General features: G+C 67.9%; 20 protein-coding genes. 5 read left to right on the forward strand and 15 right to left on the reverse strand.

The features are described from left to right. Positions 1-163: 163 nt before the first annotated feature. The 7 genes from AC3DET_RS17570 to glyQ all read right to left on the reverse strand — a co-directional run bounded on the left by AC3DET_RS17570 (position 164) and on the right by glyQ (position 12,968). Positions 164-367 carry an oxidoreductase-like domain-containing protein gene (locus AC3DET_RS17570; RefSeq protein ID WP_488392459.1) on the reverse strand — a complete coding sequence of 68 codons (204 nt, stop codon included), beginning with the start codon at positions 365-367 and terminating at the stop codon, positions 164-166. After that, positions 364-2,508 carry a S46 family peptidase gene (locus AC3DET_RS17575; protein WP_488392460.1) on the reverse strand — a complete coding sequence of 715 codons (2,145 nt, stop codon included), beginning with the start codon at positions 2,506-2,508 and terminating at the stop codon, positions 364-366. Before AC3DET_RS17575 ends, AC3DET_RS17570 begins: the two co-directional genes overlap by 4 nt. A 73-nt stretch (positions 2,509-2,581) precedes the next feature. Beyond that, on the reverse strand, positions 2,582-3,634 hold the full coding sequence (locus tag AC3DET_RS17580; protein ID WP_488392509.1) for a winged helix DNA-binding domain-containing protein: 1,053 nt from the start codon (positions 3,632-3,634) through the stop codon (positions 2,582-2,584). 5 nt (positions 3,635-3,639) lie between these two features. Continuing rightward, positions 3,640-7,386: a translocation/assembly module TamB domain-containing protein gene (locus AC3DET_RS17585; RefSeq protein ID WP_488392510.1), complete on the reverse strand. Its 3,747-nt coding sequence runs from the start codon at positions 7,384-7,386 to the stop codon at positions 3,640-3,642. A gap of 80 nt (positions 7,387-7,466) precedes the next feature. Further along, a complete protein-coding gene (locus AC3DET_RS17590) occupies positions 7,467-9,251 on the reverse strand; it encodes an autotransporter assembly complex protein TamA (RefSeq protein ID WP_488392461.1) in 1,785 nt (594 codons plus the stop codon). A 545-nt stretch (positions 9,252-9,796) separates the two neighbouring features. Beyond that, on the reverse strand, positions 9,797-11,893 hold the full coding sequence (gene glyS, locus AC3DET_RS17595; RefSeq protein ID WP_488392462.1) for a glycine--tRNA ligase subunit beta: 2,097 nt from the start codon (positions 11,891-11,893) through the stop codon (positions 9,797-9,799). 145 nt (positions 11,894-12,038) lie between these two features. Continuing rightward, positions 12,039-12,968, reverse strand: coding sequence for a glycine--tRNA ligase subunit alpha (glyQ, locus tag AC3DET_RS17600; RefSeq protein WP_446539507.1), 930 nt, complete (start codon positions 12,966-12,968; stop codon positions 12,039-12,041). An 83-nt stretch (positions 12,969-13,051) separates the two neighbouring features. On the opposite strand from glyQ, the gene AC3DET_RS17605 reads away from it, so the two are divergent. Together AC3DET_RS17605 and AC3DET_RS17610 are read left to right on the forward strand one after the other, a co-directional pair. After that, on the forward strand, positions 13,052-13,777 hold the full coding sequence (locus AC3DET_RS17605; protein ID WP_446539508.1) for a glutamine amidotransferase: 726 nt from the start codon (positions 13,052-13,054) through the stop codon (positions 13,775-13,777). Positions 13,778-13,809: 32 nt separating this feature from the next. Beyond that, positions 13,810-14,691 (forward strand): BPSS1780 family membrane protein, encoded by an 882-nt coding sequence (locus tag AC3DET_RS17610; RefSeq protein ID WP_488392463.1) that lies wholly within the window; start codon positions 13,810-13,812, stop codon positions 14,689-14,691. 36 nt (positions 14,692-14,727) lie between these two features. Here the strand turns inward: AC3DET_RS17610 and tatC are convergent, their stop codons facing one another. From tatC to AC3DET_RS17630, 4 genes are all read right to left on the reverse strand, one after another. Then, positions 14,728-15,483, reverse strand: coding sequence for a twin-arginine translocase subunit TatC (gene tatC / locus AC3DET_RS17615; RefSeq protein ID WP_488392464.1), 756 nt, complete (start codon positions 15,481-15,483; stop codon positions 14,728-14,730). Next, a complete protein-coding gene (tatB, locus tag AC3DET_RS17620; protein WP_446539509.1) occupies positions 15,480-15,950 on the reverse strand; it encodes a Sec-independent protein translocase protein TatB in 471 nt (156 codons plus the stop codon). The genes tatC and tatB overlap by 4 nt, the downstream gene beginning before the upstream one ends. Before the next feature lie 24 nt (positions 15,951-15,974). Beyond that, entirely contained in the window at positions 15,975-16,196 is a 222-nt protein-coding gene (gene tatA / locus AC3DET_RS17625; RefSeq protein ID WP_062353690.1) for a Sec-independent protein translocase subunit TatA, read from the reverse strand. Positions 16,197-16,280: 84 nt separating this feature from the next. Then, positions 16,281-17,138 carry a lipid-binding SYLF domain-containing protein gene (locus AC3DET_RS17630; RefSeq protein ID WP_488392465.1) on the reverse strand — a complete coding sequence of 286 codons (858 nt, stop codon included), beginning with the start codon at positions 17,136-17,138 and terminating at the stop codon, positions 16,281-16,283. A gap of 171 nt (positions 17,139-17,309) precedes the next feature. On the opposite strand from AC3DET_RS17630, the gene hemH reads away from it, so the two are divergent. Both hemH and AC3DET_RS17640 read left to right on the forward strand, forming a co-directional pair. Further along, entirely contained in the window at positions 17,310-18,272 is a 963-nt protein-coding gene (gene hemH / locus AC3DET_RS17635) for a ferrochelatase (RefSeq protein WP_488392466.1), read from the forward strand. Beyond that, complete coding sequence (locus AC3DET_RS17640) at positions 18,269-19,114, forward strand: alpha/beta fold hydrolase (protein ID WP_488392467.1); 846 nt, start codon at positions 18,269-18,271, stop codon at positions 19,112-19,114. The genes hemH and AC3DET_RS17640 overlap by 4 nt, the downstream gene beginning before the upstream one ends. Here the strand turns inward: AC3DET_RS17640 and AC3DET_RS17645 are convergent, their stop codons facing one another. The 4 genes from AC3DET_RS17645 to ttcA form a co-directional block, all read right to left on the reverse strand. Continuing rightward, on the reverse strand, positions 19,115-19,714 hold the full coding sequence (locus AC3DET_RS17645; protein WP_488392468.1) for a hypothetical protein: 600 nt from the start codon (positions 19,712-19,714) through the stop codon (positions 19,115-19,117). A gap of 146 nt (positions 19,715-19,860) precedes the next feature. Next, on the reverse strand, positions 19,861-20,649 hold the full coding sequence (locus AC3DET_RS17650) for a YgjP family zinc-dependent metalloprotease (RefSeq protein WP_488392469.1): 789 nt from the start codon (positions 20,647-20,649) through the stop codon (positions 19,861-19,863). A gap of 81 nt (positions 20,650-20,730) precedes the next feature. Further along, positions 20,731-21,633 (reverse strand): recombination-associated protein RdgC, encoded by a 903-nt coding sequence (locus AC3DET_RS17655; protein ID WP_488392470.1) that lies wholly within the window; start codon positions 21,631-21,633, stop codon positions 20,731-20,733. 162 nt (positions 21,634-21,795) lie between these two features. Next, a complete protein-coding gene (gene ttcA / locus AC3DET_RS17660; protein WP_488392471.1) occupies positions 21,796-22,719 on the reverse strand; it encodes a tRNA 2-thiocytidine(32) synthetase TtcA in 924 nt (307 codons plus the stop codon). A 23-nt stretch (positions 22,720-22,742) separates the two neighbouring features. Between ttcA and AC3DET_RS17665 the strand changes: the two genes are divergently transcribed. Continuing rightward, positions 22,743-22,976 carry a YdcH family protein gene (locus tag AC3DET_RS17665; protein WP_225591212.1) on the forward strand — a complete coding sequence of 78 codons (234 nt, stop codon included), beginning with the start codon at positions 22,743-22,745 and terminating at the stop codon, positions 22,974-22,976. Positions 22,977-23,117: the final 141 nt, after the last annotated feature.

The following is a 23,117-nucleotide window of genomic DNA, read 5'->3' on the forward strand; positions in this document are numbered from 1 at the left end:
GCCTCGTGCAGAGCCTCTATCCCGAATGACGCAAGCACTGGCTCTGCATGGCGCAGCGCCATGCAAGCTCCAGCGAGTCATCCGAGCTGCTCCCGGACCTGTGCTTCCGCAGAAAAAACCGCAAGAACGGGCCCCGAGCGTTGTTCATGTCGAAAGTCCGGCTCTATGACCCGCGGAGCTCTGGGTCATGGCCATCAAGGTCCGGCGTTGCGGGATGCCGGACATTCCACGCCGCCAGCTGTTCGCGGTAGTGCTGCAACTGCTCCGCATACAGGTCGTGCACGCAGATGGGGCAGCCGCTGTTGCAGCAGTCGCTGGGCAACGGCGGTTCCGGTTCCACCGGTCGCGGGTCGTCGTCCGGGGTCACTGTGCGCCCATCTCCTCCAGCAGGTGCGGCGCCGGATAGACCTTGCCCATCAACCAGCGCAGGTAGCGCATGTCGACATGGACGGCGCGTTTGTAGCGCGGGTCGAACATCCAGCTGGCACTCACGGATTCCCAGTTGCTGTCGAAATTGAGACCGATCAGTTCGCCACGCGCGTTGAGCACCGGTGAACCGGAATTGCCGCCGGTGGTGTCCAGGTTGGTCAGGAAGTTGACCGTCTGCGTCTTCAGTGCGGGATCTTCCGTGCCGGCGAAGTCGCCCTTCGCGATGGCATCGAGCAACGGCTTCGGCGCGTCGAACGGCACGTCACCGGTGTTCTTCTCGACGATGCCGGCCACCGTCGTCACCGGCGTGTACCGCACGCCGTCGCGCGGGGAGAAACCATCCACCCTGCCGAAGCTGACGCGCAGCGTGCCGTTGGCGTCCGGATACAACGCCCGCCCTTGCTGCTGCCGCCAGGCGAACAGCGCGCGCATGTAGGCGGGACGCAGGCGCAGCTGCTCGCCCTCCCGGGTCTTGCGCTCCTGCTCCAGCGCCAGTTGCACGGGCACCAGCTTCGCGGCGAGGCCGATCAGCGGATCGGCGGCCATCGGCTTGCCTTCCCGTGCAGCAGCGAAACGCGACAGGCGTTCGGCTTCGTCGCCCAGTTTCGTGCCGGCATACAGCGTGTCGAGCGCGTGCTTCAATGCGGCCGGCGTGCGGCCGAAGGCAGCATCGAAGCCCGGCAGCCGCTGCGCATCCGGCAGTTGCTGGTAGCGCGTCAGCAGCACCGTGAGCAGGGCTTTCTCCACGTCCGGCGCATAGCGGCGCTGCACCTGTTTCAGGAGGCCTTCGATCAGGGCGTGGTCGCGCACCTGGTAGCCGCTCTCGCGTTCGGCATCCGGCTTGGCGGATTCCACCCGCAACCGTTCCAGCGTGATCGCCGCGCGCATCAGCTGGGACTGGGAACCGAACAGGGCCAGCACCAGCTCGCGTTCGCGCACGGCCGAACCGTCGGCGATCGACGCATTCAATGCATCGATGTCCGTCCGTTCCTTCGCGGCCGCCTCGGTGGCGAGCATGTCGCGCTCGTCGTCGGCACGGACGCGGACCGCATCGCTGCGGCGGAGACCTTCCAGCTCGCCGGCGGCACGCTTGCGGTTGTTCTTCAGCGACTGCAGCTGTGCGGCGTACCGCGTCTTCGCGTCGGCATCCCGGACACCGGCCGTTTCCACGACATCGATCAGCTGGTCGAACACGGCCACGCGCGCAGGCAGCATCCAGTTGACCTGTTCGTCGAACTCGGCGGCAGTGCGGTGGCGGTAGGTGGTGCCCGGATAGCCGGCCAGCATGGCGTAGTCGCCCGCCTTCGGGCCGTCTTTCGCCAACGGCAGGTGCGCTGGCGCGCGATAGGGCACGTTGTCGGCGCTGTAGGCGGCCGGCTTGCCGTCCTTGCCCACGTAGGCGCGCAGCAGGGTGAAGTCGCCGGTGTGGCGCGGCCACATGAAGTTGTCGATCTCGTCGCCATAGTTGCCGATCGCGCGCGGCGGCGCGTAGACCAGGCGGATGTCGCGCAGTTCCAGCTGCCGGATGCGGTAGAAGTCGGTACCGTAGTACATGTTCGCCACGCTGCAACGCACGCCGCCTTCCTTCTCGCACTCGGCGACGATGGCCTTGCTGGCGCGATCGATGGCATCGAAGTACGCCCGCCCGGTCTTGCCGGCCGCATCCTTCAGTACGGCGTCCGTGACCTTGTCGTAACCCACCGTCACCAGGACGCGGAAGTCCGGATTCGCCGGCAGTTCGCCGGCACGATCGGCGGCGGTGAAGCCATCGTCGATCAGGTTGCGCTCGGGCCTGCTGTTGTACTGGATCACGCCGTACGCGACGTGATGGTTGGTCAGGATCAATCCGTCCGGTGAGACGAATGCGCCCGTGCCGCCGCCTGCGCGCACCACCGCGCTCAGCGGGGCTGCGGTGACGTCGGCCAGCGCCTGCGGTCTGCCCTTGAAGCCGGCCTCGCGCAGCGGCTTGGCCAGTTGCGGCAGCTGCGAGGGCATCCACATGCCTTCGTCGGCATGGGCGGGCAGGGACAGGGCGGCGCCCAGGGCGAGGGCGGAGGTCGAGAGTCGGCGGCGCATCATCAGGCTCCGGCGGAGAGGACTGCGACGATATCGGCAGAGCCGGGATGCGGCAATGCCGGGAGCCATCGAATGATCAGCGCGCGGCGTCGAGGAAGTGGTGCTGTCGCTGCGCCGCGCGACGGATGCCGGTGTGTTCCGCCTCGCTCAGGGTACGCAGGGGAGCGAGCGTGATGTCGTCGCCGGCCGCATCGCGTTTCCATGCCGCGGCCACCCGGCCACCGATGATCGCCGTTGCGCTGACCAGGCCGTTCACGCCGATCACGCGCCGTGTGTGTGCGGCATCCAGCACGGGCGTTCGGTCGCGGTAGCCGATGAGATATTCATCGAATGCCGGCAACAGATGCACCGCATTCGAGCGCGCAGGCGCAGCCGCATCGGCATGCGACCACCACGTCGTCCCGTCATGCGTTTCCTGCACCAGCGCGGATGCGGCGGATGCAAGGGCCTGCATGGCCTCCTTGCGCGTCAGTCCCGACCACCATGCCAGGTCGGCCGCTGTCGCCGGCCCGTGCCCTTGCAGATAGCGCAGTGCCAGCTGCCGGAGTGCTTCGTCGCGAGTCAGCGGTGCGCTCGGTGGCACCCATGCATCGAGCAGGACGAACGTCGGCTGCTTGCCATGGCGCGGCCCCTGGCAGATGACGCCCTCATGCGCCAGCCAGTTCAGAAGATGCAGGCCCCGCTGGCCGCCGCTGGGAATGCCGGCTGCCTCCATGCAGGCATAGAGGTCGGAGCGGGTAACGGGCACGCCTTCCTTCAATGCCTGTTCCAGCACGCGTCGACCGTGCGTGAGCGTGGAGGCATCCAATCCGAGATCGCGCGCGATCCGTGCCGCATTCGCGGCCTGCACGCGGGGTGCCAGCAATGCCACCATCCAGCGGACGTCCTCGCGCGCGAGCCAGTGCAGGGTGCCGCGCATCGGCCAGGTGCGGACGATCTCGCCGCACGCGATGGCGTCTTCCACCGTTGCGCGCGTCGCGCCGCGGGTGCGCAGGCCGATGGCCCACAGCGATGCCGCATAGTCCTGCGCCTGCATTGCCCCCATGCGGCGGACGGCATCGGCCGGATCCGTCGCCATCGGTGCCGCGATGCCGTGCCGCTGCAGGCGGCGGGCCGTCAGGGACGGCATCACGCCTACTTTTCCTTGCGCCAGTTGATCGAGCCGCGCGTCTCGGTGGTGCTGGACTCGATCTCCACGTCGAAGCCCTTGCGCAGCAGGTATTTCAGCGTGACCGCGGAGCCCGATCCGACCATGGAGACGCCATAGCTGACGTAGAGCTTGGGCGACAGGTATTTGCCCACGCCGAACACCGAGCCGCCGAGCGTGCGTGATTCCAGCACGCCGGCATCATCCAGGCCGATCTTCGCGCCGAGCTGCGATGCCAACAGGCCCGCACCCGCGCCGAGCGCGGACGAAGCGGCGTTGATCTGGCGGCTCTCGTCGCTGCTGGCGGTGTTGAGCGAACGGCCGAGCACCAGGTACGCCAGCGCTTCGGATTCGGACATCGACGGATTGGACCAGACGCGGGCGCGCGGCTGGCTGGCGCGGCCGGTGACGTCGATGCCGGCAGTGACGCTGGCGCTGACCACTTCGCGTTCGGCGCGGATGTTGATGCGCGGATCGGAGATCGCGTTGTTGCTCCAGGTCAGTTCGCCACGGGTGATGCGCAGTTTCTGCCCGTAGGCCTCGTAACGCCCGTCCACGTCCAGGCGACCCGTGCCCAGCATCTCGCGGCCGGGCTGCGAACGCACGTGCAGGGTGCCGGCCAGCGTGCCTTCCAGGCCATAGCCTTTCAGGTTGACCTCGTCGCCGACCTTGAGGGCGAGGTCCAGGTCCAGTCGCGAACTGGGCGCGCGTTCGGGATCGGCGGGATCCAGCACCACCACGTCTTCCGACGCGGACACGCCGTCATCCAGTTTCTCCACGTCGATGGTGGCCGAAGGAATGCCCACTTGGCCACGCACGCGGATGGTGTTGTCGGCGAAGCCCACCTGGATGTCCGGGGACGCGACCGCGCGCAGGTCGGTGGTGTCCGCCACGAGCACGTTGTCGCCGCGCACCTGGAACTGCAGCGGCGTGGTGTCGTTGTTCCAGCCAAGCGTGCCGGACACGTTGAGCACGCCGCCGGTCCCGGTGCCGCCGGTCGACGAGACCGTCTTCATGCTGCCGTCGATGCGCGCGCTGCCATCCGACAGCGCGACCAGTTCCGCGCCGCCGTCCGCCAGCGACACGCCGAGCGCGGGCAACTCGCCGGTGAATTCGGTGAGCGTGGCTTCGCCGCTCAGCAGCGGATGGCCCCGCGTGCCGGCAACGCCGATGTGGCCGGCCAGCTTGCCGCGCGGGCGCACCAGGTCCGGCGAGAACAGTTCCATCCAGAACAGGCGCGAGTTGTGGAAGTACAGGTCGCCCTTGAGCGGCGCGAACGCATCCCAGCCGGTGGCGAAGGTGGCATCGACATAACCGTCGCCCTTGAAGCCGGTACCGAGCCGGCCCTGGATGCGCTGCGGGTTGAAGTCGGCATCGAAGGTGAAGTTGTCGTAGCGGATGATCTCGCCGCGGGCGCTCGTGCCCATCTTCAGGCCGCCATCCAGCGAGGCCAGGTGCACTTCGCCCTGCCATGCATTGCCGGCGGGCCGCAGCGTCGCGTCGAGGGTGAACTCGCCGCGCAGCGTCAGCGGTCGCCCGCTGCTGGGCGGCAACCAGGGCTGCACCAGGGCCAGCGACAGCGCTTCGCCACGCACCACCAGTCCTTGCCGTGGCCAGTTGGCGGTGGCGCAGAGGGCGCCGCCGATGTCGGAGCCCAGGCAGCTCTCGGACAACGTCCACGCGCTGCCGTTCTGCGCGTAGCGTGCGGGTTGCCGCAGCGTCCACGGGTTGCCCTTGGACGGCGCGATGCGCAGCGTATCCAGCGTGCCCTGCCAGTTGGCGCCACGCTTCCGTGCGCTGCCCGACAACGCCACCGCCCCCATCGCATTGCGTGCATCGCCGTCGACCCGCAGGTCTTCCACCGCGCCGCGCGCGCTGATCTGCACGCTGTCCAGGACGGTGCCCACGTCGACGGCGCTGCCCTGCAGGGTGAGTTCGCCATTGCCGCTGCGCCAGGGCAGGTTGCCGCGCAGGCTCAGACTGCCCGCGCTCCAGTCGTTCCAGCGCAGGCTGTCGCCGCCGAGGTCGGCATTGAGGGTGGGTGCCGTGCGCGCGCCGGTCAGTTTCAGCGTGCCGGCCAGGGTGCCGCTGGCATCGGGCAGCAGGTCGGCCAGGTTGAGCGGGCGGAACGTCGCATCGATATCCAGGGTGTCGCCGACCTTGCCCTGCGCGGCGACGCGGCTACCACCCAGCGACAGGTCCAGCTCGCCTTCACCGGCGTTGCCGTCGAGCGCGAACGTGCCGCGTGCTTCCAGCGCGCGGTCACGCAGGCGGCCCGTGAGTTTCGGCACGTCGAGCGTGCCCTGGAACTGGCCGTCCTCGCGCTGGCGTCCCTTCGACGCCAGTGCGCCCGAGAGGTTGCCCTTCCAGCCTGCAGCGAAGTAGCCCGGATCGAAACCGGCCAGCGTCGCCTTCACGTCCCAGTCCAGCACGGGGGACCAGCCCACCATGCCGGTGGCGTCCAGCGTGCCGGTGGGCATGCGTGCCTGCAGTTTCTGCAACTGCACGCGCTCGGCATTGCCACGGCCATCGAACTCCACCACCGCGCTGTCGTCGCCGCGGGTCAGCGTGGCCTTGCCGATGGCGGCCCATGCTTCCAGTTTGCCGGCCACGCCGAAATCGCCCTCGGCACCGATCATGCTGTCCGCTTCCGTGCCCCAGCGCAGGCCGCGTGCGTTCACCGCGAAACGGAAGGCGGGGTTCTCCGGCACGGTGAAGTCCGCGCGACCCCGCAGCGCGGCATAGCCGTCGAACGCACGGATCGCCAGCGGCTCCACGGTCAGGACTTCGCCGTCGATGCGCGCGTGCGAAGGTTCGATCACCACGGCGATGTCGCCCTGCTGCACGGTGCCCTGCAGGTCCGCGGCACCGCCCGCGCCCTTGGCCGCCAGGTCGAAAGAGACGGGCGTGCTGTCCTCCATCACGCCGAGCAACGACAGGTCCAGTGCTTCCGTCTTCGCGGCGAGGGTCCATGTCGGCCGGGTTTCGCCGCGCAGCGTGAGCGTGGCGCGCAACGGCGCGGGCGCGGCACCGGAAATGCCCACGTTCATGCGGGCGCGATTCCCGCGCGCGACCAGTCCGATGCGGGCGGGGGTGCGCCCGGCAGCGGCCGCGAACACGCCGGTGGCCGTCAGGTCGGTGTCGTAACCGTCGCGGGGTTCGTAACGGCCGTGCACGCCGAAGGTGCCGCGATCGCTCGCGATGGCCAGCTTCTCCGCATGCACGTAGCCGTCGCCGATATCGATGCCGCCGCCCGCATGCGCGATGTCGATCAGGGGCTGCCCGCTCTGGCGGATCAGGAAGCGGTCCACCTCCAGCCGGTCGGCCTGGATCGCCAGCGGCATCTCGATCTGCGGCAGCATGTCGGGCCAGTGCGGCAGCTCGAACGGTTCGTCGCTTTCCGGCACATCGAGCATCGCACCGCGCAGCTTCAGCACATCCAGTCGCAGGCGCTTGCCGAGCAGCGGGCGCAGGTCCGGCTCCAGGTAGACCTCGTCGGCGGTGAAGCGGATCCTGTCCCAGCGGAAGTCGACGCCACGCAGCGTCAGCGGGCCCGCGATCGGGCCGTCCACTTCCCGGTATTCCAGCGAGGCGTCGGCCGGCAGCCGTGCCTTGATCTGCGCGAGCAGCATGTCGCGGCCCGCGACCGTTTGCAGCAACCAGTACAGGCCGATGCACAGCAGCAGCGTCAGTACGCCGGTGCCGATGGCGCTGCGGATCGCCAGCGTGCGCATGCGTGCCCTGCGGCGCGCGCGCAGTTCGGCGATGCGGGCGTCGCGCTCTTCCGGCGTCAGGTTGTCGGGTACGCGCTTCTTCACAGATCGGTCCCGATATTGAGGTAGATCTGGAAGCTGGAATCCGGATCATTCAGCCCGTGCGCCACGTCCAGGCGCACCGGCCCCACCGGCGAGCGCCAGCGCAGGCCCACGCCGATGCCGGTGCTCAGGTCCGGGCGGGTGCCGTCGAAGGCGCTGCCGGTATCCACGAACACCGCGCCACCGTAGGGGCCGCCCTTCGGATAGAACTCGTACTCCACGCTGCCGGTGACCACGTTCTTCGCGCCCAGTGCGTAGTCGCCACGGCGCGGGCCGACTTCGCGCCACGCATAGCCGCGGACGCTGCGGTCGCCACCGGCGAAGAAACGCAGCGACGGCGGCATCGCCACCAGCGAACTGGTGAACGTATGGCCATACTCGCCGCGCACGATCAGCGCGCTGTTGGTCTTGTACCGCTGCGACCAGCGCGCACGCATGTGGAACTGCAGGAAGTTCGCATCCGAGCCCGCGCCATCCACGCCGCCGCGCAGCAGGATGGACCCGGCCAGCTGGTCGGGACGGTTCGAGCCGACCGGCGAGTTGGTGTAGTCCGCGCGCAGCGAGGGGTAGGTGAAGGTCGCGTACTGCACGGTGGTGTCGGGCAGGCCGGTGACCGGATCGTCTTCGACATAACGCCAGCGTTCGCGCAACGCGTGGATCGACGCCACCGCAGTCCAGTCTTCGCTGACCTGTCCGCTGCGGCTGCCGGTGAATTCGACATGGCGCAGGTCGATGTAGTCGGTCTGTTCGTCGCTGGCCTGCACGCCGACGGTGTACCAGCCGTCCAGCCATTTGAACGCGGGGATGCGGTACTGGGTCAGCAGCGTCTTGCGCTTCTGCGCGTAGTCCAGGTGCGTGGACAGCTTGTGCCCGCGCGAATTCACGTAGCGGCGATCCAGCCCCAGCCGGATACCGGGCCCGCTCTCCGTGCCGTAGCTCACGCCGGCGGTGTAGATGTCGCGCTTGGCCAACTCCAGGTTCACGTCGACCGGCACGCGTCCGTCCACGGCCTTGTCGGGGTTGGCCTGGATGTCGATGTTCGCGAAATAGTCCAGGCCGACCAGCGATTCGCGCAGACGATCCAGCTTGCCCTGGTGGAAGTAGCTGCCTTCTTCCCAGTACACCAGCTTGTCCAGCAGGCCCGGATCGAACTTGTCCTGGTGGAACGTGGTCGGCCCCATGTCATAACGGATGCCGCTGACCCAGCCCAGCGCGATGTCGGCGGCGTGTTCGGCCCGCGTGACTTCCACCCGGCGGTGGGTGAAGTCGGCATCGAAGTAACCGCGATCCGCCAGTCGCCGCACGATGACCAGCTTGCTGGCTTCGTAGGTGGTGTGGTCGAAGACCTCGCCGACCTTCGGCGCGAACGCGTCCAGGTCTTCCTTCAGGTAGCGGTCGTCGTCGCCTTCGCCTTCGATGGACAGGTCGCGTCCACGCACGCGGACGGGCTCGCCAAGGGCGATCCGCAGGGTGATGGTGAGCCGCTCGTCGTTGGCGCCTTCGGTGCGCGGCGCATCCACGGTGATGGTGGGCGAGTAGTAGCCGAACGGCTCCAGCGCTTCGCGCGTTTCAGCGACGGCTTCACCCAGCAGGTATTCCAGACGCGACTCGCCCAGCCGCTTGCCGAGCGAATCGTTGAGCGACAGCGCGGTGTTGACGTTCTCGATCATCAGCTCGTTGTCGAGCCCTTCGATCTGCACCTTGTCGACGATGGCCGCGGCCCAGGCCGGACCGGTTGCGGCAAGCAGGACCACGGCGGTGGCGAAGCAAGGGAGTCGACGCATGCGGGCAGGATAACCGGTGAGGGTTAAGCGGGGTGAAGGGGTGCGGCCGTTGCGCGAGTCGTGGTTCACGAGAAGTCACACTGTTGGCGTATGTGGAATGATCCCTCGCCCCGCATGCGGGGCGAGCAACTGCCTTGATTCAGGCACTGTGGGAAAAGGAAGTTTTCCGCAGACATCCGGTGTTCGATCAGCCGACAGTGGCTGCGCTGCAAGGGTCGGCGCGAAGAGCGCCCCTCATCCGCCCCCGTATCCAGTACGGAGCAGGCTCTTTGGGCACCTTCTCCCCGCACGCGGGGAGAAGGGGACGATATGGCATGCGCGAGAGGCGGCGCTGCAGTCCGGGCGCATCCAGGATCCGTGAAGTTTGATTCCCTCTCCCCGTGTGCGGGGAGAGGGTGCCGAAGGCGGGTGAGGGGTGAATGGAGGGGGGATGGTGCTGCGCCTGATGGGGTACAGCGCTCGGTCCCTCATCCGCCCCCGTCTCAAGTACGGGGCCGGCCCTCCGGGTATCTTCTCCCCGCATCTGCGGGAGAAGGAAACGCGGCTCAGTTCGACAGATGCTCGATCGCCGCAACTGCACGGAAGCGGTCGGCCAGGCGCTTCAGCAGGGCCAGCCGGTTCGCGCGTACGGCCGGGTCGTCGGCATTGACCATCACGCTGTCGAAGAACGCATCCACCTGCGGGCGCAGGCGGGCGAGGTGGTTCAGCACGGTGACGTAGTCGTGGTGGTGCAGGGCCTCGTCGGTCTCGCCGAGTACGGCTTCCACCGCTTCGGCTAGCGCACTTTCCGCCGGATCGGTGAGCAGTGCGCGGTCGATCGCATGCGGGATGGCGATGTCGGCCTTCTTCAGGATGTTGCCGATGCGCTTGTTGGCGGCGGCGAGAGCTTCGGCTTCCGGCAGCGTGGCGAACGTGCCGATGGCGTCGAGGCGCGTGTCGAAGTCGTACAGCGACGCCGGCTTCAGTTCCGCCACCGCAGTGAAGTGCGCGGTCGGAACGCCCTTGTCGGCGTAGTAGCCGCGCAGGCGATCGAGGATGAAGTCGTAGAGTTCGTCCGCGTCCGCCGTGGCAGTTGCGCCGTCCTTGCCGGTCGGCAGCGGGCCGATGGCGTCCACGGCCTTCGCGATCAATTCCTTGATCGAAACATTGAACCCACTCTCAATCACCGTCCTTGCCAATCCCAGCGCATTCCGCCGCAACGCGAACGGATCCTTGTTGCCGGTCGGCTTCAACCCAGCGGCGAATCCACCGGCCAGCGTATCCAGCCGCTCCGCAATCGCCAGCACCTTGCCCAGCGGCGACAGCGCGATGTCGTCACCGGCGAAGCGCGGCTGGTAGGCCTCGTCGATGGCCAGCGCGATCTCCTTCGGCTCGCCCGCGGCGAGAGCGTAGTGGCGACCCGCGATGCCCTGCAGCTCGGGAAACTCGTTGACCATGCGCGACTGCAGGTCGTTCTTCGCCAGTTCCGCGGCGCGACGCGCCTGTGCCGGATCGGCGCCGACCTGCGCGGCGATGGTTTCGGCCAACGCCGCCACGCGCGCGACCTTGTCGGCGACACTGCCCAGCTTGGCCTGGTAGGTGACGGTCTTCAGGCCGTCGCCCATCGATACGAGTCCCTGCTTCAGGTCCTCGTCGAAGAAGAACTTCGCATCGCTGAAGCGCGGACGGATCACGCGCTCGTAGCCCTTGCGCACTTCGTCGACGTTCTGCGATTCGATGTTGGCGATGCCGATGAAGTGCTCGGTCAGCTTACCGCCGTCGCTCAACACCGGGAAGAACTTCTGGTTGATCTCCATCGTCTCGATCAGCGCTTCCTGCGGCACGGCCAGGAACGCGGATTCGAAACTGCACAGCACCGCCGTCGGCCATTCGGTCAGGCAGATCACCTGTTCCAGATTGTCGTCGGTGATGCGCGCGCTGCCGCCGGCCTGTGCGGCGGCCTTCTGCACGTCGGCGACGATGCGCGTGCGGCGTTCCTCCGGATCGACCAGCACGCGGGCGCCGCGCAGGGCGTCCACGTAATCGTCCGGGTTGCCGATCCACACCGGCTTGTCGTGTTCGAAACGGTGCCCACGGCTCATGCGGTCGGACGTCACGCCCAGCACATCGGCCTCCACCACGTCCTTGCCCAGCAGCAGCACCAGCCAGTGCACCGGCCGTGCGAATGCGTAGTCGTGGTCGCCCCAGCGCATCGGCTTGGGGATCGGCATGGCGGCCAGCGCCTCGCGCACGATCTCTGCCAGGAGGTCCGCAGTCCTCGCGCCCGGCTTCACCGCGCGGTGGACGAAGCGCTCACCCTTGCCGTCGGTAGTGCGCTCCAGCTGTGTCCAGTCGATGCCGGCCTTGGCGGCGAAGCCTTCCAGCGCCTTGGTCGGCGCGCCGTTCGCGTCCAGCGCGATGTTGAGATAGGGGCCCAGCACTTCGGACTTCTGTTCTGGCTGTTCCACGTCCACGGCGGGCAACAGCACCGCCAGGCGGCGTGGCGTGTAAAGCGGCTTGGCATCGCCGCGCTCGAAGCCGATGCCGCGCTTTTCAAGCGCGGCGATCACGCCGTCGAAGAACGCCTGCGCCAGCCCGGGCAACGCCTTGACCGGCAGCTCTTCGGTGCCGAGTTCGACCAGCAGGGATTTTTGTTCGCTCATGTGCATGCAACCTTGAGTTGTTCCCTTCTCCCAGTGGGAGAAGGTGCCCGAAGGGCGGATGAGGGTACGGCGGAGTCCGTGGCAGTCAACCATCCGGGTGTCGCCGGACCCTCTCCCCAACCCCTCTCCCGACGGGAGAGGGGCTTCAAGCGGATTCTTTCTTCAAACCAGGAAACCCCAGCTTCTCGCGCTGCGCGTAGTACGCCTCGGCCACCGCCTGCGCCAGCTTGCGCACGCGCAGGATGTAGCGCTGGCGTTCGGTCACGGAAATGGCGCGGCGCGCATCCAGCAGGTTGAAGCTGTGGCTGGCCTTGCAGACCTGCTCGTAGGCGGGCAACGGCAGGCCCACGTCGACCAGTTTCAGCGCTTCCTTTTCGCACGCGTCGAAACGGTGGAAGAGCTCAGCCACATCGGCGTGCTCGAAGTTGTACGTGCTCTGCTCGACTTCGTTCTGGTGGTACACATCGCCGTACTTCACCACGCCCTGCGGACCGACCGTCCACACCAGGTCATACACGTTGTCGCAGTTCTGCAGGTACATGCACAGGCGTTCCAACCCGTACGTGATCTCGCCCAGCACCGGGCGGCATTCCAGGCCGCCGGCCTGCTGGAAGTAAGTGAACTGGGTGACTTCCATGCCGTTGAGCCACACCTCCCAGCCCAGGCCCCAGGCGCCGAGCGTCGGCGATTCCCAGTTGTCCTCCACGAAGCGCAGGTCGTGCACGCGCGGATCGATGCCCAGCGCCTTCAATGAACCCAGGTACAGCTCCTGGATGTTGTCGGGGTTGGGCTTCATCACCACCTGGTACTGGTAGTAACGCTGCAGGCGGTTGGGGTTCTCGCCGTAGCGGCCATCGGTGGGGCGGCGGCTGGGCTGCACGTAGGCGGCATTCCACGGCTCCGGCCCCAGCGCACGCAGGAACGTGGCCGGGTGGAAGGTGCCGGCGCCCACTTCCAGGTCCAGCGGCTGGATCAGCACGCAGCCCTGGTCGGCCCAGTACTGGTTCAGCGTCTGGATCAGGTTCTGGAATGTCAGGCCCTGGAAAGTTGCCGGTGAAATTGTCTGTCCGGTCATCGACTTATCGTGCACTGCGGAAAAGCGGGCTAGTATACGGGCAAGCCCTTTTCCCGCTGATGTTTGCCGTCGTGGATGCCGCCGTGAAAGCCCCTTTCCTCATCGTTGAAACCGGCCAGCCGGTGCGCTCGATGCGACGGTATGGCGGCTTCCCGCACTGGATCCGCGTGGCGGCCGGGCTGGAGGCGGACGAAACCGTGGTGGCGAACGTGGAGCGGGGCGACGCATTGCCGCGTCGCGAAGGTTTTGCCGGCGTCATCGTCAGCGGCTCGGCCGCGATGGTCACCGACCGGGCCGACTGGAGCGAACGCAGTGCGGACTGGCTGCGCGACGCGGCCCATGAAGGCCTGCCGCTGCTGGGCATCTGCTACGGCCATCAGCTGCTGGCGCACGCGCTGGGCGGCGAGGTGGCCTACAACCCGGCCGGGCGCGAATCCGGCACCGTCCACATCGACCTGCATCCGCAGGCGCAGGACGACCCGCTGTTCGGCGCGCTGCCGCTGAAGTTCACCGCCCACGCCACCCATGTGCAGACCGTGGCGCGGCCGCCGGAAGGCGCCACCGTGCTGGCGCGTTCCGAGCAGGACGATTGCCATGCGTTCCGCTGGCGCGACCACGCCTGGGGCGTGCAGTTCCATCCCGAATTCGCCACCCACCACATGCGCGGCTACGTGCATGCCCGCGCCGACCACCTGCGCAGCGAAGGCCGTTGCCCCGGCAGCATCGCCCGCAGCGTGACGGCGGCGCCGCAAGCCCGCAAACTATTGCGGCGGTTCGTCCGCCATGCGCGTGGCCTGCACGCGCGCTGAGTCCACCGCTGCACCCTCTCCAGAGAACCCCGATGTCGACGATCAACAAGGTGCCGGCCAGTGCCGGCGCGGAATGGCTGCTGGCGGGCTTCGCGCTGCTGAAGCGCGCGCCGGTGCCGCTGGCCACGCTGGCCGTGCTGTGGGGCCTGCTGTCGATGGGCGTGATGCTGGTGGCGGTGTCGCTGCCGGCCATGACGCTGGCCATGCAGTTCCTGCTCGTACTGGCGGGTCCGTTGTTCTTCGCCGGCATGCTGTGGGCGGTGCGCGAGGTTGACCAGGGTCGCGCCGCACGGCCCTCCAACCTGCTGCAGCCCGTGCGCGACGGCCATGCGCCGGCCTTGTTGGCCACCCTGCTGCCGCAATTGCTCGCGGCCCTGGTGATGGGCGCGCTGCTGTTCGTACTGGTGGGCACCGAACAACTGCAGCATCTGGCCGATGTCTACCAGAAGATGCAGACCATCGCCGAAGCCGGGGGCCAACCCGATCCTTCCCTGGTGGAAGGCCTGCCTGCCGGTCGCCTGCTGTTGTGGCTGCTGTTGGTGGCGATCGTCTTCGTGGCCGTGAAGTGGATGACCTTCATCGCCTCGCCGCAGATCCTCTTTTCGGGCACCCATGTCATGGAGGCCATGCGCAACAGCCTGCGCGCCTGCCTGCACAACTGGGCCGCGATGCTGGTGTTCTACCTGCTGGCGGGGATCGCCATCTTCGCGGTCGGCATCGGCTCCTTGCTCGTGGCCTCGATCCTGGCGCTGGCAGTGGGCGCGACCATCGCGATGGGGCTGTGGCAGTTCACCCTGATGGCGGTGGTGATGCCGGTGCTGGCCGGTGCGGCGTACGCAGCATGGCGGCAGATGCTGGGCGAGGGCGCGGTCGCTCCGGGTGCATCGGTGGCGCCGACCAGGATCGAAGTCTGAGCCTCGACATCGCCATGCGGCGGGCCAGGGCCCGCCCTACGATGCGGATTGTTCTTTCGGTTTCAGCCAACCCGCCGCGATGATGCCCAGTTCGTACAGCAGGCACATGGGAATGGCGAGCATCAGCTGCGACACCACGTCCGGCGGGGTGATCAGCGCGGCGACGACGAACACGCCGACGATCGCGTAGCCGCGGCCCTCGCGCAGTTGTTGCGGTGTCACCCAGCCCAGCAACACCATGATCACCAGCGCCACCGGCAGCTCGAAGCTCACGCCGAAGGCCAGGAAGATCACCATCACGAAGTCCAGGTACTTCGCCGGGTCCGGCGCCAGCGTCACGATGTCCGGCGTGAACACCGTCAGTGCGTGGAACACGCTGGGCAGCACCAGGAAATACGCGAACGCGCAGCCTGCATAGAACAGCACGATGGCCGACACCAGCAACGGCACCGCCAGCCGCTTCTCATGCTTGTACAGCCCGGGCGCGACGAAGCTCCACGCCTGGTAGAGCAGCCACGGCGAGGACAGGAACAGGGCGGTGAAGAAAGCCAGCTTGATCGGCGCGAAGAAGCCCGAGGTCGGGTCGCTGGCGATCATCTGCGCGGCCTGTCCGGCCGGCAGCTGCGAAATCAACGGCTGCGCCAGGCGGTCGTAGAGCTGGCGCACGAAGGGCAGCAGCGCCAGCAGGATGACCCCCGTGCCCGCCAATCCGCGCACCAGCCGCGTGCGAAGCTCCAGCAGGTGTTCCATCAGGCTGCTTTCGGCTTCCTGGTTCGAGGATTCGCGGTTCATCGCGTCTCCCTCGGCGGGAACAGGTCGGGCGTGGTGCCCGTCTCGGGCGTGTCGGTGGCATCCGTACCGGCGGGCGTGTCGGCAGCGTCAGGCACCTCTCCGGTCGCCGCCGGCGGCCTTGCCAGCGCGGGTGGCGTGATCGCCGATGCAACGTCGTCATGCAACGCTTTCGCGTCGTCGCGCGCGGCCTGGCGCACTTCCTCGAACTGCTGTTCGGTTTCGCGGGCGCTGTCGCGGATGCGTTGTTCGGTCTCGCGCATCGCGTCCTTGGCGTCCTGCAGGTTGCGCTTCAGTTCGTCGGCGGCGAGTTCGCGTTCCAGCTCGTCCTTCACCGAATACCACTGCGCGCGCGCGCGCCGCACCCACAGGCCGGCGAAACGCGCTGCCTTGGGCAGGCGCTCGGGGCCCAGCACGATCAACGCGACGATCGCGATGACCAGCAGTTCACTGAAACCGATGTCGAACATGGCCGCAGCCGCGATGCCGCGCGATCAGTTGGCGTCGCGGTCGCGCTCTTTGGCGGCGCTGGATTCATCGGTGCGCGACTGGTCGTTCAACTGGCCGGCCGGCTTGTCGTCGTCCTTCATGCCCTTCTTGAAGCCCTTGACCGCCTCGCCCAGGTCCTGGCCGGCGTTGCGCAGGCGCTTGGTCCCGAAGACGAGCAACACGACCACCAGCACGATGATCCAATGCCAGATGCTCAAACCGCCCATGGTGTGTACTCGCAGGAAAAGTCGGGGCGCTCAGGATAGCGCAGGCGGACCGCCGGGATGGCGATCCACCGCCCATTACTTCCGTTACGGGTTGCCGTCCAGCGGTTCGGTGCGGACTTCGCCGTCCTGCACCGGCTCGAAGCCCTGCGCCTGCGCGGGGGCTTCCACCACGACCGGTGCGGTGACGGGCGCGGGCGTGGAGGCCGCCACCTGCGTGGTCGTCCCCGTGGTGCCGCGGTTGCCCCGCGCGAGTTCGGTGACTTCTTCCAGCTGGTCGCGGAAGCCGACCACGGCACTGGAAGGCTGGCCGGCGCGGCTCTCGAAGATCGCGCGTGGCGTCGCGGCGCTGCCGTAGACCGACGTGTTGGCCTCGTCATCGATCTGCAGCACGGCGCCATCCAGTGCGACGCCGGCGAACAGGCCGCGCGCGCGCGACCACGACCAGATTTCGGCCTTCAGCTGACCATCGGTGGCGGCACTGGCGTTGCGGCCCACCGGACCCGCCGCCACGCCGGCATCCGCACCCAGGGTGAACTTGCCATTGACGATGGAGTCCAGCGAGCGGTCATTGCGGAACACCAGCACCACGTCCGAAGACTGCACGCCGGCCTGGAAGCCGATGCTGCCGCCGGTGAGCTTGACGAACACCGGCTGCGACCAGCTGCCATCGGCGCTTTTCACCGACATCAGACCGTGGCCACGACGGCCGCCGATCACCAGTCCCGCCTTCAGCGTGTCCGGGATGACGATGATGGCCTTGCCTTCGTCCAGCAGCTTGTCGGGGATGCCGTTCTCCGGAATGCGCTGGATTTCGTTGAGCACGCGCACCGCGTTGTTCGCGCGCTCGTCCTCCTTCGGACCTGCGATGGCCTGCCCGGCGAACAGGGCGGCGGCGAGCGCGAGGGCGGTGGGCGGCAGCAGACGGCGGGACGTGCGGTTCATTGGGGGGCTCCAGAAGCGGATTGGCAGCAAGTTACTGCAATCGCTTGAAAATAGGCGTGAATGGATGAATCGCCACTGACGCTGGACGGTGCTCGCCGCGGTTCGCGAGGTTGATCGTCGCACTGGGATTTCCGGATCGGTGTGCGTGCACGGCTCTGCCACAATAACGGGATGCCCGATACCTCTCCCACCGCCTTGCTCGCCGTCAATCTCGGTACCCCGGAAGCGCCGACGGCGCCCGCCGTGCGCCGGTACCTGTCCGAGTTCCTGCACGACCATCGCGTGGTCCAGCTGACCCGCTGGCTGTGGTGCCCGCTGCTGCATTTCCTGATCCTGCCCCTGCGCGGTCCCAAGGCGGCGGCGAAGTACGCGAGCATCTGGATGCCGGAGGGTTCGCCGCTCGCCGTCTATACCCGTCGGCTGGCCGGAGCGGTGCAGGCGCGGCTGCCTGACTGGCACGTGGTCGATGCGATGCGTTACGGGCAGCCCTCCGTGCGTGCGCGCCTGGAGGCGATGCGTGCCGCCGGAGTGCAGCGCGTGGTGGTGCTGCCGCTGTATCCGCAGTACTCCACCACCACCACCGAATCCGTGCGCGACGTGGTCACCCGGGAAGCCGCAGGGCTGGAGGTGCACTTCATCGAGGACTACTCGGTCGACCCCGGCTGGCTGGCGGCCGTGACGGCATCGATCCGGCAGTGGCGGCGGGCGAACGGTGCCGGCGAGCACCTGCTGTTCTCGTATCACGGACTGCCACTGCGGCTTGCCCGCAATGGCGATCCGTATCCGCAACGCTGCCAGGCGAGCACGCACGCCATCGTGCAGGCGCTGGGATTGCGCGACGACGAATGGACCCTGACCTACCAGTCGCGCTTCGGCAAGGAACGCTGGCTGGAACCTGCCACCGACGTGACCTTGCGCGAACTCGCTGCGCGCGGCGTGCGCAAGGTGGACGTGGTGTGCCCCGGCTTCGCGGTCGACTGCCTGGAAACGCTGGAGGAGGTGGGGATCGGCTTTGCCGAGGAGTTCGCGCATGCCGGTGGCGAGCTGCGCTACCTGCCCTGCCTGAATGACGATCCTGCCCATGCCGATGCGTTGGCGGCACTCGCGCAGCGCGCTGTCGGCACCCCCGCATGATGTTGCGCGAGTTCGAGGTCGACATTCCGCTGGGCCGGATCACGGGACTTCGTGGCGACGGTGATGGCCCGCGCGTGCTCGCCCTGCATGGCTGGCTGGACAACGCGGCGAGCTTCATTCCGTTGGCCGCCCACCTGCCCGGGGTGCAACTGGCCGCGCCCGACCTGCCGGGCCACGGCCGCAGTGCGCATCTGGCGCCGGGAGCGGAGTACACCAGCGGCGTGGCGGTCAATGCCGTGCTCGACATCGCGGATGCGCTGGGATGGGACACGTTCTCGCTGCTAGGTCACTCGATGGGTGCCGGCATCGCGAGCCTGGTGGCCGCGTCGGTTCCGGATCGTGTTCGCCGGCTGGTAGCCATCGAGGCCCTGGGCGGGCTGGCCGAAACCGTCGAGCGCACGGCCGACCGATGGCGCGAAGCCATTGCCGCGGCGCGCGCGCTGCCGGGCAAGCAACTGCGCGTGTTCGCCGACCTGGCCGCGCCGGTCCGCGCGCGCATGCAGGCAAACCAGTTGAGCGAGCCTGCCGCCAGGTTGCTGGTCGAGCGCGGCGTCCGGCCCGTGGAGGGCGGCTTCGTCTGGAGCAGCGATCCGCGCCTGACGCTGCCTACGCCGCAGCGCCTTTCCGAGGCGCAGCTGGCGCGTCTCGTGGCCGGTATCGCGTGCCCCACCACGGTGATCTATGCGGACCCGCCGCAAGCCTATTTCCCGGAACCGTTGCGGACACAGCGCGCCGCGCTGCTGCCCGATGGGCGCCTGCATGTACTGGCGGGCACCCATCACCTGCACATGGAGGATCCGGCGGCGGTCGCCGCACGGATGCTGGCGTTCCTGCGGCAGTGATCAGCCGCGCTTGGCGCGCTGGAAATCCAGCGCCAGCCGGATGTCGCCCTTGCGGATCGGCGCGGTACTGCGCCACCACGCCGTGGTGACCGCGTCGAGCTCGGGATCCTGCTGGGCCAGTCGCCGCAGGAGGGTGATGTCTTCCGCGCTGGCCAGCTGCTCGTCCGGCAGATAGTACTGCTCGAGTGGGAGGCGTGCGGCGTCCGGCGTGCGCGTGAGCCGCGCGAGCAGCGCCACCGCCGCCAGCGCCAACACGACGTAGCCGGCCAACAAGGTGGGGAGGGAGTTCTGGATGCTGCCAACCCAGGCCAGTGCCGCAGCGGCGGGCACCAGCAATGCCAGCAGCCTGGCGCGGCGGTCGAATCGCTGGATCTGGCTGGCCGCGTGCCGACGCTCCCGCGCCCGCACGCTGATCTCCTCCACGGATACACCCTTCCGGCTCATCAGCGCGCGCCGCGCGGCAAGGCTGGTGGCGGTTTCCGAACCTGGCATGGCGTACAGCGAAAAGGCTTTCAGCGAGGCCACGGTGTCGGCCTGACGGACTGGTGCGGTTGCGGCCGGGGTCGCGGGAATCGCGCGCGAGGGGGCGGGACGGGTCATTGAGCGGGTACCGGAGAAGACGAGGTGCCGGAGTGCAGGTCCGCTCTCCGTGCGGGACCTGCCATCTCCGGCATGTCTTCTTGATTCGTGATGCATGTCTCATTCCGGACATCGGCGCCGGACGTCTGCGGGTTCGCAGGCCGGTGTCAGGGGGTGGCCAGCAGCCTGTGCAGTCGTGCTTTCAGGCGGCGGCCCTCGGCATGGAAATAGGCGCGCTCGTCGCGCCAGGCGGGGAAGCGCGCTTCCACTTCCTGCCAGAAGGCCGGCGAATGGTTGGCCTGCAGCAGGTGGCACAGCTCGTGGACGAGCACGTATTCGAACGCCGAAGGCCGCCCCAGCACGAGGGCCAGATCCAGTGCCAGCGTCCCGTCGGGAGCCAGTGAGCCCCACTGGGACGACATGGTCTTAAGCCGGATCTGCCGGGGTGCGCGTGGCAATCCCGCCAGATAACCGGGCAGCCAGCGGCCGATGTCGGCCCGCGCCTGCGCTTCATAGAAGGCACGCAGGGTGCGCTGCAGGCTGGTAGCACTGGTCCGCGACGTCGTGTGCATGTGCAGCGCATCACCGACCCGCTCGATGCGCGCGTAACGGCCCTCATGCCACTGGAGCGGCAGATACTCGCCCCGCAGCGGCAGGCGATCGGTCTGGCCGGGCACCAGTGTGTCGTCCCCGTCGTCCGGCGCATGCCGGGTGAGCTGCGCTGCGAGCCAGTCGCGGTGTTGCTGCAGGAAGCGGTCTCCCGCCACCAGGCTGGCGCGCAGGGGGAGCGTCAGGCGCGCACCGCGCTCGTCGACGCTGAGCTTGAGGCGCTTCGCGCGCGGATCACGGACGCGTTGCACGTCCAGTATGCGTCCGTCATCGAGTTCCAGGGTGATGGTGTCCCGTTCGACGCTGCGTGGCGCGCGGGCGATCAGGAGAGAGTGCAGCGAAGGCATGCCCACGATTGTAGTGGGCATGCGCGGGCTGGAGGTGGCGGATGCGATTCAGCCGCACCCGATCCCGCTTCCCTGGATGGCTCAATCCGCCTTGCTGAGCTTGAGCGCGTGCTCCAGCACCAGGAACAGGCGCTTCACTTCGCCGGACATCAGTGCGAAGCGGGCATCCAGTTCGGCGCGCAGGTCGTCGTGCTCGGTGTTCTCGAGCTGGTCGACCGCGCCGTCGAGGAACTTCAGCTTGCGCACGATCAGGTCCTCGCCGAGGACGAACGACACGTGGTCGTCCAGCACCAGCGCCAGCTTGGTGACCTGTTTGCCGGCGTCCAGGTGCTTGGCGATCTCGTCGCTTTGTAGGTCCTGGTTCTGGCACTTCACCACCGCGCCGCCTTCCATCGCGTCCTTCAGCTCGCACTCCTCGCCCAGCGACAGACCTTCCGGCAGCGGTTCGCCGGCGATCCAGCCGGTCAGCACGCTGCGCGGCGCCACTTCGGCATTCAGCGGCAGCGCGGGGAAGCTGCCCAGCGCGCGTCGGACTTCCGACACCACGTTCTCGCCGGTCTTGCGCGACGACGCATCGACGGCGATGAAGCCGTGCTCCAGGTCGATCAGCGCGTCGGTGCGCGAGGGTTTGACGAAGGCGCGCGGCAGCAGTTCATGCAGCAGGTCGTCCTTCAGTCGCTTGCGGGTCTTGCCACCGGGCTTGCGGCCTTCCTTCGCCTCGATTTCCTGCAGCTTCTTCTGCAGCAGGTCGTTGACCACGGCGCCGGGCAGGATCTTGTCCTCGCCACCCACGCTCAGCCAGATCGCGTCGTTGATGCGGTGGGACAACGTGTCGTCATTGCGGCCGAACGGCGAGATGAAACCGCGCGAGGACAGTTCGAGTGGGCCGACCGGCTTGAGTACGGCTTCGGGAAGCAGTTCGTCGAGTTGGGAGAAATCCAGCGAAGTCGGGAAGCGGAACAGGGTCAGGTTGCGAAAGAACATCAGGGAATCAGGGTCCGGTAAATGAGGGGGATGCGCGTTGTTGCTTTGCCCGCCGTCCCGGCCAAGACCGGGATCCATTCTGCTTCTGCTGTCCGTCAGCCCGCTGGAGCGCAACTGCAAGGATCCAGCTTTTGCCAGGATGACGGCGGGCGTGTGGCGAGGTCAGGTGTCCTCGTCCGCCGAGGTGGGGTGCGGTTCGCCCGCCAGCCATGCCTGCGCATCGGGCAAGGCGGCGCCGTCGCGGTGGCCCAGGGAGAGGAAATCGAACAGGTTCGGATCGCTGAGCTGCGACGGGCGGATATCGCCCAGCGCGCGCGCGATGGTCTCGATGCGGCCGGGCGTCTCGCGCTCCCACGCATCCATCATCCTCTTGACCTGCTTGCGCTGCAGGTTCTCCTGGCTGCCGCACAGGTTGCAGGGGATGATGGGGAATGCCTTCGCCTCGGCGTACTGGGCGATGTCGTCTTCGCGCACATAGGCCAGCGGGCGGATCACCACGTGCCTGCCGTTGTCGGACAGCAGCTTGGGCGGCATGCCGGAGAGCTTGGCGTGGAAGAACATGTTCAGGAAGAACGTGGCCACCAGGTCGTCGCGGTGATGGCCCAACGCGATCTTGGTGAAGCCGTTCTCCTCGGCGTAGCTGTACAGCGCGCCACGGCGCAGGCGCGAGCACAGCGAACACATGGTCTTGCCTTCCGGGATCACCCGGCTGACCACCGAATACGTGTCCTGCTCGATGATGTGGTACGGCACGCCCGCACGTTCTAGGTATTCCGGCAGCACGTGCTCGGGAAAGTCCGGCTGCTTCTGGTCCAGGTTGACCGCGACCAGTTCGAAGCTGACCGGCGCCTTCTTCTGCAGTTGCAGCAGGATGTCCAGCATCGTGTAGCTGTCCTTGCCTCCGGACAGGCACACCATGACCTTGTCGCCCTCCTCGATCATGCCGAAGTCGGCGATCGCCTGGCCCACCTGGCGGCGCAACCGCTTGGCCAGCTTGCCCTGTTCGTGCGCGGCGCGGCGCGGATCGGCGGCAGGGCGGCGCAGGACGGGGTCGGGCAAGGGCAGGACGGTACTCATGGACGTCATTGTACCGGGGTGCGGTGACGCCCTTGCCGCCGCCGGTGTACGCTCGCCGCGTGGAGATCAGCAACCCCGCCGACATCACCCAGAAGGTCACCGAACTCAAGCTCGAGCACCGCGAGCTGGACGAGGCGATTGCGCGCCTGGTGGATGATGCCGACGCCGACGAGGTGGCGATCAAGCGCCTGAAGAAGCGCAAGCTGTGGCTGAAGGACTGCATCGCGCGGCTGGAGAGCGCGTTGATTCCCGACGAGCCGGCCTGAGCCCGCGCGCCGCGCGACAGCCCGGATCTGACGCTGTGCGTCACCCCCTGCCGGCGCGGACGCGTGCGTCCCGCACGTCGGGGTCGCCAGAAGCCTGAAATACCCGTCCGTGGCCCCCGTGGTTCCCTTCCGGGGCGATCG

Source organism: Pseudoxanthomonas sp. 97-1-1, assembly GCF_057773125.1.